1 protein-coding gene is annotated in these 12,790 nt (G+C 46.1%); it reads left to right on the top strand.

Annotated elements, in window-relative coordinates; genetic code table 11:
- Positions 1–15: 15 nt before the first annotated feature.
- Positions 16–12,768 carry a type I polyketide synthase gene (locus tag ACY3LV_RS07580; protein ID WP_464863602.1) on the top strand — a complete coding sequence of 4,251 codons (12,753 nt, stop codon included), beginning with the start codon at positions 16–18 and terminating at the stop codon, positions 12,766–12,768.
- Positions 12,769–12,790: the final 22 nt, after the last annotated feature.

Raw genomic sequence — 12,790 nt, 5'->3', positions numbered from 1 at the left:
GAGAGGAGTGGGAAAATGATAACTGAACAACTGCACATTTCATTAAATAATCCTATCATGTCCAACCACAAGGTATACGGACAAGCGTTATTACCCGGCCTTGCTTATATAGATTTGATCTACCAAGTATTCCAAGAACATGGTTACGCATATCAAGAGCTTGAATTAAAAAACCTGACTATTTTTTACCCTTTGATCGCAGACGAATTGTATGACATTGCTCTCACAATTCACGTGTCTGAAAGCAAGAAAGGGACATGGTCCATCATCATCGACGGACAAAAACAGCGTGGTGAGTCGCTTTCGGACAAAAGACAATATGTGACGGCTGACATGCATCGTAAAGAGCGGACTGCTTTTGAAGATTCAATAGACCATAATCAGTGGAAACATACAGCTGAAAGGATTTTGAATTTAGATGAACTGTATGAACAATGCCGCTCTCAAGAATTAGTGCATACTGGCATGATGAAGGCGGAAGGGCAGATTTATAAAACCAAAGAGGGTGCTTTGATTGATCTATCTGTCGGACAGGAAGCACTGCGCCATTCTGAAGCTTTTCTGTTTCATCCGACTCTCATTGATGGCAGCGGTATAGGTTCAAGCTGCCTTCTCTCAGATCAAACGATGTATCTGCCACTGTGTTATGAATCTTTCTCAGCTTCAGAACGATTGCAAAAAGAGTGTACAGCACGGATCCTTTCTTCATCTGTGCGCCAGAAGAAAGAACTCACTTATATGACGATTGAATATTTTAATTCCTCCGGACAAAAAGTGGCCGAGCTGAAACAGTTTGCAGGCAAGTCTGTACGTGATGCGGCAGCCCTTCATTCTGGAAAAGAAATTCATGCTGTCTCTCAGAATCCTAGTCGGGACTATACAGCAATTGAAACGTATTTGCGTCAATTGCTTGCTGAACAGCTTGAAAGACCAGCAGAACAAATGGATATCCACGCCGGATACTATGAGCTTGGGCTGGATTCACCATCCTTGCTAAAAGTGGTTCAGAAGATAGGGACTGAGATCGGAGCGGATCTTTCGCCAACGCTGCTGTTTGAATATACGACGATTGCAGAACTAGCTGTGTATCTTGCTGATCACTATTCAATTGGAGAGGCGGACGATGCAGTTCGCCAGTCTCCTAAACCAATGCGGGATTCTTCAGCCGTCTCTCCCTCCTCAACAGAGATCGGGGGGGATATCGCCATTATCGGAATGGCAGGCCGTTATCCTAAGGCGAAAAACATACAGGAATTTTGGGAAAATCTTAAGGCAGGTACCGACTGCATCACGGAGATCCCAAATTCGCGCTGGGAATGGAAGGATAACAATGGGCTGGATTCACCTTCGGGCAAGCCATTGTCAAAATGGGGCGGGTTTATCGAGCATGCTGATTGTTTTGATCCTCAATTTTTCAGGATTTCACCCCGTGAAGCGGAAACGATGGACCCTCAGGAACGCTTATTTTTAGAGACGTGCTGGGAAGCCATTGAAGATGCGGGGTATACACCAGAAACAATTGCTTCACCGCAGGGAGAAAATAAAAGGCAGCATGTCGGCGTGTTTGCAGGTGTTATGCATAAGGACTACTCCCTTATAGGAGCGGAGGCTCTATCAGAACATCATCCATTTCCTTTATCGCTGAATTATGCGCAAATTGCCAATAGGGTCTCTTACTATTGTAATTTCCACGGTCCAAGCATGGCGGTCGACACGGTCTGCTCTTCTTCATTAACTGCTGTTCATCTGGCAATAGAGAGCATCCGGAATGGAGAATGTGAGGCCGCGCTTGCCGGAGGCGTCAATTTGTCACTGCATCCGGCTAAATATATCAGCTATGGAAGTGTCGGGATGCACTCAAGTGATGGCTATTGCCATACATTCGGCAAAGGCGGGGACGGCTACGTATCTGGAGAAGGTGTCGGAACAGTATTGTTAAAGCCGCTCCGAAAAGCTGAACAGGACGGTGACCGAATCTACGCTGTCATCAAAGGCAGTGCCATTAATCATGTGGGAAAAGTAAGCGGAATTACAGTTCCGAGCCCGGTAGCTCAGGCTGATGTTATCGAAGCGTGCTTAGAGAAAACAGGAATTGATCCGCGCACCATTAGCTATATTGAAGCCCATGGCACTGGCACCTCATTAGGAGATCCGATTGAAATACAAGGATTGGTGAAGGCTTTCAGCCGAAATACACAGGACAAGCGATTCTGTTCAATTGGTTCTGTGAAATCAAATATTGGCCATGCCGAATCTGCAGCCGGTATCAGCGGTTTAACGAAGACTGTCCTGCAGCTGCACCATAAAACACTGGTGCCTTCACTACACTCGGAAGAGCTGAATCCATATTTGCAGCTGGATGAAACCCCGTTTTTTGTCCAGCATGATACAAAGGAATGGCAGCAGCCTTCTTTTACAGAAAACGGGTTGGACGTCACATATCCCCGCCGCGCCGGTTTAAGTTCGTTTGGCGCTTCAGGATCAAATGCTCATCTTATTTTGGAAGAATATATTCCGACAGAGAGCCGTTCAGAGCAGATTTTAGCGAAAAATGAAGAAATGATTATTCCTCTGTCCGCGAGAAATAAAGACCGTCTGCAGTCTTACGCTGTTAAGCTCCTTGATTTTCTGAGCGAAGACGTCAATCTTGTAGCGTTAGCTTATACATTACAGACAGGCCGAGTGGAAATGGAGGAGCGGGCAGCCTTCATCGTGAAGGACATAAAGGATTTATCTGCTAAACTTCGGGCGTTTGCAAATGGTGAAATAGAGATCGACGGCTGCTGGTCTGGGCAAGCCAAGCAGGACCAGGAGGCCGCCGGACCAACATTAACAAACAGCGAATTGAAGAAAATGGCTGAATCATGGGTTCAAGGAAAGCGGGTCATCTGGGACGAGCTATATGGCGATCGCAAACCGCTTAAAATCAGTGTTCCGACCTATCCGTTTGCAAAGGAGCGCTACTGGATACCAGCTCCTGAAACAAAAACCAGCATAGTAGATCATACCTTACATCCGCTGGTGCACCGCAATACGTCAGACTTTACTGAGCAGCGCTTCAGCTCTGTTTTTACAGGTCAAGAATTTTTCCTATCTGATCATGTTGTGCAGGGACAGAAAATCCTGCCGGGCGTTGCCTGCCTAGAAATGGCAAGGGAAGCAGCGGAAAAAGCTGCGGGCGATCTGGAAGGTGAACAAAGAGTTGTGTCGCTTAAAGACATCGTCTGGATCCGCCCGATCACGATAGGAAGTGAACCAAAAGAAATACATATTGGCCTTTATCCTGAGGATAACGGGGACATTTCCTTTGACATTTACAGCAGCTCTGAAACTAAAGAAGAAACCCCGATGATACACAGTCAAGGCCGTGCAGTCATTTCAGCTGAAGCGGACACTCCTGTTTTAGATCTTGCATCCATCCAGACAGAATGCAGTCTGGATACAGTGACGTCAGAACAATGCTATACGGCGTTTCGACAGATTGGGCTTGACTATGGCGAGGGCTATCAAGGGATTGAAAAAGTGCTTGTCGGACATGATCAATTGCTTGCAAAAATCTCGTTACCCGCTTTTCTAAAAGACGGCAAGCAGCATTTTACGCTCCACCCGAGTTTGATGGATTCCGCCTTCCATGCCACAGTCGGTTTTATCGTCAGCTCTGTCAATGCTGACTCGCAAGCCCGCCAGCTGTCTCTCCCGTTTGCTTTGCAGGGGCTGGATGTTTTCAGCCCGTGTCCTGAGGAGATATGGTCTTATATTCGTTATAGTTCAGACAGTAAAGCGGGCGACAAAGTCAAAAAGTATGATATTGATTTATGCGATAAGAACGGGAACGTTTGTGTACGAATGAAGGGTGCCTCGATGCGGGCACTTGATGGAGAGCAGACAAAGCCTCAAACAGCAGCTGATTCTCCGCTGACAGGCCATACGATGATGATCCCTGTCTGGGAACCGGTTTCTCCAAATGGTGAGGACAATGCTTTGTTTGTTGCTGCGCGTGCTGTTTTATGCGGTGGTACTGAAGGTGAACGGACGTTAATAAAGCAGCATCATCCGCAGGTTTCCTTTATCGATATCCGGTCTGCAGATGACATTGCTGCAATAGCGGACAAGCTGCAAGCGTGCGGAGGCATTGACCATGTATTGTGGATGGCCCCGTCACACCCGGAGAATATCGTTAGTGAAGGTCAAGAAGAGGCCGTTCTTCAGGCATTTAAGCTTGTGAAGGCATGTCTTCTATTAGGCTATGGTGAGAAGAAGCTAGAGTGGTCTTTTGTGACCGTCCAAGCACAGCCGGTTACTCCATCTGAGAAAGTTCACCCCGCTCATGCAAGCATTCATGGACTCGCCGGCACAATTGCTAAGGAATATCCGCATTGGAAAATCCGTCTTCTTGATCTTGAAGAAGGCTGCATGTGGCCGATACATCAAATGTTTACGCTTCCTGCTGACCGTCTCGGACACACTTGGGCCTATCGGAATCAGCAATGGCATCAGCAGCAATTGATCCCATATCGGTACTCACCGTCAAATGGCACGCTTTACCGAACAGGCGGAGTATATGTGGTCATCGGAGGTGCTGGATACATCGGAGAGGCTTGGAGTGAGTACATGATCCGCCGCTATCAGGCGCAAATCGTTTGGATTGGACGCAGTCAAATCAATGATGCCATCCAGGCGAAAATAGACCGTCTCTCAGCGCTTGGCCCTGAGCCTTACTATATTGCAGCCGATGCTGCGGATATGCATTCATTGCAGCAGGCTTATGATCAAGTGAAAAAGCGTCATCCTGAAATTCACGGGATCGTTCACTCTGCAATGGTTTTATCTGAACAAAGTCTGGATAATATGACGATGGAAGAATTTACTGCCGGACTAGCGGCGAAGATGGATGCCAGTGTTCGTACTGCCCAAGTGTTCCAACAGGAACATTTAGATTTTGTTCTGTTTTTCTCTTCGCTTGTCGCACACATCAAAAATGTAAAGCAAAGCCATTATGCCTCTGGCTGCGCCTTTGCAGATGCTTTTGCTCACCAACTTTCTCATACCTGGGCTTGTCCTGTAAAAGTCATGAACTGGGGATATTGGGGGAACAGTGAAGCGGCCGAGGATGAACAGTATGTACAGCTTATGAATCAAATTGGCTTAGGCTTAATTGAGCCTGCGGAAGGTATGAAGGCGTTAGAAGCACTGCTTTCTGGACCAGTCAGCCAAACGGCATTTATTCATACGACAAAACCTGTAGCAGTCGAAGGCGTGAATCAGAAAGAATTCATCACCCTTTATTCTGAGCACCCTTCGGCAGACGCTGAAAGCCTGAAGGGGCGCCTGCAGAAAACAGGACAATTTCAAAGAGTGACACACGAAGAGCTGGACGATCTTCTTTACAGACTTTTGTTAGGCCAGTTGCAAACGGCTGGGCTGTTTGATGGTCATAGATTATCGATTGAACGCCTTCAACAATACAAGACTCGTGAATTTTATGAAAAGTGGCTTCGGCAAAGCAGTGAATTCCTTCTGCAGCATGATTATCTTAAGAAAGATGGAGATTCATTGGTAAGGAAGGATCAAGCAGAGGATATCGCGCTGCTTTGGAAAGAATGGAATGCGAAAAAAGAAAAATGGCTCAAAGACAGCAATACAAAAGCGATGGTTGTTTTAGCAGAAACCATGCTGAAAGGATTACCGGATATTTTGACAGGGAAAGTGCCTGCCACAGATATGATGTTTCCTCAGTCCTCAATGGAATTAGTAGAAGGCATCTATAAGCATAACCAAGTGGCAGACTATTTTAATAAAGTGCTTGCCGATACGTTAATAGCTTATCTGGATGAACGGCTGAAGCACGATCCGCAGGCATCCATCCGCATTATGGAAATAGGGGCAGGCACAGGCGGCACGAGCGCCGGAATCTTTCAAAAACTGAAAGCCTATCAAAACCATATCAAAGAATACTGTTATACAGATCTGTCCAAAGCATTTTTGCTGCATGCTGAAAAGGAATATGGGGCGGAAAATCCGTACCTGACGTATCAGCTTTTTGATGTAGAAAAACCGATTGACCAGCAGGAAATCGAGGCTGGCGGCTATGATGTCGTCATTGCAGCCAATGTCCTTCACGCGACAAAGAATATCCGTCAAACGCTGCGGCATACAAAAGCAGTGATGAAAAACAACGGAATGCTGCTGCTGAATGAAATGGCGGGAAACAGCCTGTTCCCTCACATCACCTTTGGTCTCTTGGAAGGCTGGTGGCTGTATGAAGATCCTGCAGTACGGATTCCCGGCTGCCCAGGCTTATATCCTACCAGCTGGAAAGCGGCACTTGAAAGCGAAGGCTTTGAATCTGTCTTCTTCCCGGCCGAAGCGGCCCATGATCTCAGTCACCAGATCGTCGCTGGCTCAAGCAACGGGCTGGTTCGCCGTATGATGATGGAAACTGTGATCTCGCCAGAGAAGGATGTTTCATTAGCGTCTAATAAGGAGCCAGCTAATACACAAAACGTAGATTCGGAGAAAACAGGACAATCAAATCATGCTCATCTCAGAGAAATAAGCACAGAATATATGAAAAAACTAATCGGGGAAACATTGAAAATTCCTGCTAGCAAGATTGAGTCATCTGAACCGCTTGAAAAGTACGGGATTGATTCTATCGTCGTTGTCCAGCTGACGAATACCTTGCGTAAAGAATTTGACCATGTAAGCAGCACTTTATTTTTCGAGTACCAGACGATTGACGCGTTAGTTGAGCATTTCATCCAAACAAAAACAGAAGCGCTGATGAAACTGACAGGTCTTGACCGTCAAGTTCACCAACAGACACCGGCCGCAAGCATGAATAAGTCTTCAAAAAAATCTGGGCAGGACGCTAAAGGAAAGCGGCGCTATCGCAAGTTTGGCTTCAGCAGGGAGAAAGAAACGCCAACACACGCTCCTGCCAGTCGTGACGTTGCCATTATCGGCATTTCAGGCCGTTATCCTCAAGCGGAGACAGCTGAACACTTTTGGAATAATCTAAAAGAAGGTAGAAATTGTATTGAGGAAATTCCGAAAGAACGCTGGGATTGGAAAGCCTATTACGATAAAGAAAAAGGAAAAGAAGGGTCGATTTATACGAAATGGGGCGGCTTTATCAAAGATATGGACAAATTTGATCCATTATTTTTTCAGATTTCTCCGCTTGAAGCAGAAAGAATGGACCCTCAGGAGCGATTATTTCTGCAAACCGCTTATGCAAGTATAGAAGATGCGGGATACACGCCTGACACGCTCTGTACAAGCAGAAAAATCGGCGTCTTTGCCGGAGTCATGAACAAAAATTATCCGACCGGCTACGGCTATTGGTCTATCGCAAACAGAATATCGTATTTGCTGAATTTCCAAGGCCCAAGCCTTGCAGTCGATACAGCCTGCTCATCCTCTCTGACAGCGATTCATCTAGCGCTGGAAAGCATTTATAGCGGATCGAGTGATTGCGCCATTGCCGGCGGTGTCAATCTAGTTGTTGACCCGGTTCATTATCAGAACCTATCTGTCATGAATATGCTCTCTGCAAGTGATACATGTAAATCTTTCGGCGATGACGCAGATGGATTTGTCGACGGTGAAGGCGTAGGCGCCATTGTGTTAAAGCCGTTGCAACAAGCAATAGCAGACGGAGACCATATTTACGGTGTGATAAAGGCAAGTGCGATTAACAGCGGAGGAAAAACAAATGGATATACGGTTCCAAATCCCCATGCACAGGCACAGCTGATTAAAGAAGCGATTGAGCGCGCCAATATTCCTGCCCGAACCATCAGTTATTTGGAGGCGCATGGAACAGGCACCGCATTAGGAGATCCGATTGAGATAGCGGGATTAACAAAAGCATTTGAGGAAGATACGCTGGAGAAACAGTTTTGCGCGATCGGCTCCAGTAAATCAAATATCGGTCATTGTGAAAGTGCAGCCGGAATTGCAGGACTGACAAAAATACTTTTTCAGTTTAAATACGGTCAAATTGCGCCGTCACTGCATTCTCAGCGACTGAATCCAAACATTGAATTCAGCCATACTCCGTTTGTCGTTCAGCAGCATCTTGGTGAATGGAAGCGCCCGGTGATTGACGGACAGGAGGTGCCGAGACGCGCCGGATTGAGCAGTTTTGGCGCTGGAGGGTCCAATGCTCATATGATTCTTGAAGAATATATTCCGCAAACAGAAGCGCAAACGCCTGAAGCTTTTCCTCCTGCGCTGATTGTGCTGTCAGCGAAAAACAGGGAACGGCTGCTAGAAAGAGCGGAACAGCTGCTCACAGCCATTCAAGAAAAAAGGTACTGCAAAACAGATCTGATCAGGATCGCCTATACCTTGCAAACGGGTCGTGAAGCAATGGAGGAACGGCTGGGCTTTATAGCGGAATCATTAGAGGATCTTGAGAGAAAGTTCCGCGATTTTATCGAAAATAAAGCAGACAGCCTGTACCTGGATCGCATCGATGAGAACAAAAAAGCATTAGCGGTCTTATCGGCAGATGAAGATACAGAAAAAATCATAGAGGCATGGATGAGCAAAGGGAAATACACGAAACTGCTGGATCTTTGGGTGAAAGGCTTGTCTTTTGACTGGGATAAGCTGTATGGAACAAATACGCCTGTCCGGATCAGTCTTCCCGCATATCCATTTGCAAGAGAACGTTATTGGGCACCAGATCAGGCAAAGGCCTCAGCGTCTAAAGAACAACAAACAGAAGAGCATTTTGAGGTTATGACTTTTCAAGAGGTGTGGAAAGAAGAACCGGCAACTCTCACATCGAAACGCTTCAAAACGCTCATCTGTTTTCTGACGGATAGAGAAAAGCAAAACGCCTTCGCTTCATCAGTGAAAAAAGTTGATCAAGACACCAAGGTCATTTTTATTTCGCAGGGTGAGGTGTACAGCAAACAGTCTCAATACAGCTATCAGATTGTGCGGCAAGAACCCGACACTTTTGAAAAAGCCTTCCAGAGCATTCAGGAGGAACATGGAGAGCCAGATGCAATCCTCTATATGTGGCCTGCGGAAGATGAGAGCTATATAAAGGACCATTCATGCATTGTCTATTTATTACAAGGGATGTCCGCAGCGAAGTTCCATCCTTCACGGCTGCTGCTGGCGGGACGTTTTGAAAATGGTCTTGACCGGAGCTATCTGGAATCATGGATTGGCTTCGAACGCTCACTCGGGCTTGTTTTTCCACATACAAAAGTGACTGGAATCTTTCAGCCGGCAGATCAAGAATCGATGGATGATTGGGCTCGTAAAATCTGGACGGAATTACAGGCTTCAACTGAACAAACCGTTTTGTATCAAAATGAGAAACGATGTGTATGTCACATTAAACAGACCACCATACAACCGAACGACAGCAAATTGAAGTCTGGCGGCACTTACCTGATGACAGGCGGTTTAGGAGGGCTCGGTTATTTATTCGCCAAGCATTTGGCTAAAAACTATGCCGCAAACCTTATTTTGACAGGGCGGTCGCCTTTCAATGACGAAAAGCAAAAGCAAATAAAAGAATTAAAGGATCTAGGCGGCGAAGCCATGTATGCAGAGGCAGATGTTTCTGATCCTATCGCGATGGGAGACTGCGTGAAACGAGGGAAAGACCGATTTGGCGCCATCAACGGCGTTATTCATGCAGCTGGTATCGAGAGCGATTCTGCTATTTTTGATAAAGAGATCGATAGCTTCCAGCGCATCATTGAACCGAAAATCAGCGGTACGATAGCGCTTGATGAATGGCTTGAAAATGAAATCCTTGATTTTGTTTGTTATTTTTCTTCGTCTTCTGCGGTTTTAGGAGATTTTGGCTGTTGTGATTATGCGGTCGGAAATCGGTTCCAAATGGCCTATGCACAGTACAGAAATGGGCTTCATAGCGGCAAAACGTATGTCATCAACTGGCCTGTATGGAAAGATGGCGGAATGAAGATCGGTGATGAAGAAACAACCGAATTGTACCTGAAATCAAGCGGCCAGCGCTTCTTAGAAGCCGATGAAGGCATTCGCCTATTCGAACACATCCTGTCTCAGCAGGATGCTCAGCATCTTGTGGTAGCCGGTCAGGCCAGCCGGGTCAGCCGCTTTTTAGGAATGACCGAATCAGCTATTCCGAAACCAGCCATTCAAGCCCCAGTTGTACTAGAAAAAAGAGACGAGGTAAAAACGCTAAGCGTTGAAAAGCGTTTAGAACACGATCTGAAAGAGCGTATTCACACATTGCTTAAAATCTCAAAGGACAAGCTGGATTTGAACAAAAATTGGGCCGACTTCGGATTTGATTCCATTTATTTGGCTAAGTTCTCGAATGTGTTAACAAAGCATTTCAACATCGAAGTGACACCGGCTTTATTTTTTGGTTACTCGACTTTACAGGAATTAATCCGTTTCTTCTTAACGGATCACAAAGAGCTGATCGAAGCATTTTACCGGGATGATGTACCTGAGGCACAAAAGAATCTTGAAGATGATGCTCCGGTTCCTGCAGAACTGGATACCAGCAAAAAAAGCGTCCGGCAGGTTCACGATGAGCCTATCGCCATTATTGGCATGAGCGGCAAATTTCCTCAAGCTGATTCGGTCATGGAGCTGTGGGACAATCTGAAAAACGGGAAAGATTGTATCACTGCCATTCCGAAAGAACGCTTGGACTGGGGGGGAGCTAACGGAGGTCCAGAAAAAGCAGTGCCGAGATGGGGCGCATTTTTGAAGGACATAGACCGATTTGATCCGCTGTTTTTTCAAATATCGCCTAAAGAAGCTGAAAGCATGGACCCGCGCCAGCGCATCTTTCTAGAGGAAGCTTGGCACACATTTGAAGACGCTGGCTATATGGGACATCGAATAAAAGGAAAATCATGCGGTGTTTACGTAGGTGTGGAAGAAGGAGAATATGCGCATTTAACCGGAGATACGGATTACATTAACGGAACACAAAACGCCACATTATCTGCGCGAATCGCATACGCATTAGATCTAAAAGGACCTAATATGGCATTGACAGCAGCATGTTCATCTGGACTTGTGGCGATTCATCAGGCATGTTCAGCCCTCCGTCAGGGAGATTGTGAAATGGCTTTAGCCGGCGGCGTCAGCCTGAATATTTCTCAAATGTCATTTGAGGCGCTGACAAGAGCCGAGATGCTGTCTCCGAACGGACAATGTAAAGTATTTGACCAAGATGCCAATGGTCTGGTGCCAGGTGAAGCGGTGGCTGCTGTTCTCATGAAACCATTATCAAAGGCCATTGAAGATAATGATCACATTTATGGCTGCATAAAGGCCAGCGGTGTGAATTACGATGGCAAAACCAATGGCATTACGGCACCAAATCCTTTTAGCCAGACAGAATTGATCGAGAACATTTATGAAAAAAATGGAATCAACCCGCTCAACATTCAATATGTGATGGCGCACAGTACCGGCTCGAATCTTGGTGATCCGCTTGAGGTCCAAGCGTTAACAAGCGTGTTCAGCAAATACACGAAGCAGAAGCAATTCTGCATGATGAGCTCGATTAAACCTTTAATCGGACACACATTTGCAGCGTCAGGGGTGGTTGCTTTAATCAGTATGCTGATGGCAATAAAAAACCAGACGATTCCTGCTACTCATCATTGTAAAGCGGACAACCCGTATATTCAGTTTAAAGAAAGCCCGTTTGTGCTTTGCAAAGAGAACCTTCCATGGATCAGGAAAAATCAGAATCCGAGGATGGGAACCATCAGCACGACAGGTATCAGCGGCACCAATGCCCATGCAGTCATTGAAGAATACATCCCGGATGAGCAGCCGTTCACACAGCGGCATAAAGAGTCAGCTGAATGCCCGCAGGTTATCGTACTATCGGCCCAAAATGACGATCGGCTTCAGGATGCTGTCAGCCGCATGATTGTGTATCTTGAGCAGAATCAGAACCTATCTTTACCTGATGTTGCATATACACTTCAGGCTGGAAGAAAAGCCATGGAAGCGAGGATCGCGATTGTTGTGAACAATCAGGAGCAATTGGTGCGAAAATTGAAGGAATACGCGGAAGCAATGAAGAATGGTGAGGTATCAGGCCAACAGGCATCCCTTTATATAGGACATACGGAAGGGATGTTAGTAGAACAGGATGAAACATTCCTGCAAGCTCTCACAAAAGAAAGAAATTTGGAAAACATTGCGGAATGTTGGGTGCGAGGACATCAGATCCCGTGGGAATTCCTTCATGAAGGCGATGACGTTCGGACGATTCCTTTACCTGGCTATCCGTTTGCAAGGGAGCGGTATTGGGTTTCGTCAGGCAATCATCAAACAAAGGCCGCTAAACCGCATATACAAGACATGAAAACAGAGATTGACGAGCCTAATGGAGAAACACACATTCAAAAGATCATTGTTCAATTTTTAGCACGAGAGTTGGGCATATCTGAGGAGCGAATAAGCTTCAAAAGAAACTTTTTGGATTATGGGATGGATTCAATTCTTGGCCGAAAATTGATGCGTCATATCGAAAAAATCACGCAGATGAAGGTGACTGGCCGGGAAATCCTTGAATATCAGACAGTCCAAGATTTATCCGCTCATTTGGCCTTAAAAGCTGAAAAACGCAATCAAAGCGCGGCAGCACATCAAACAAAGGGAACGTATACAGACGAGCAAATCATCGGATTGATGCAAGAGGTGGCGCAAGGAAAACTGGATTTTAAGAGTGTGCAAAACATCATAGAAGGGAGTAAATCGTATGAATCATAAAGAAATTCTCGATGCCTTCAGA

It is taken from the genome of Bacillus sp. 11C, from assembly GCF_055486375.1.
This window is presented reverse-complemented; position numbering and strand designations above follow the sequence as displayed.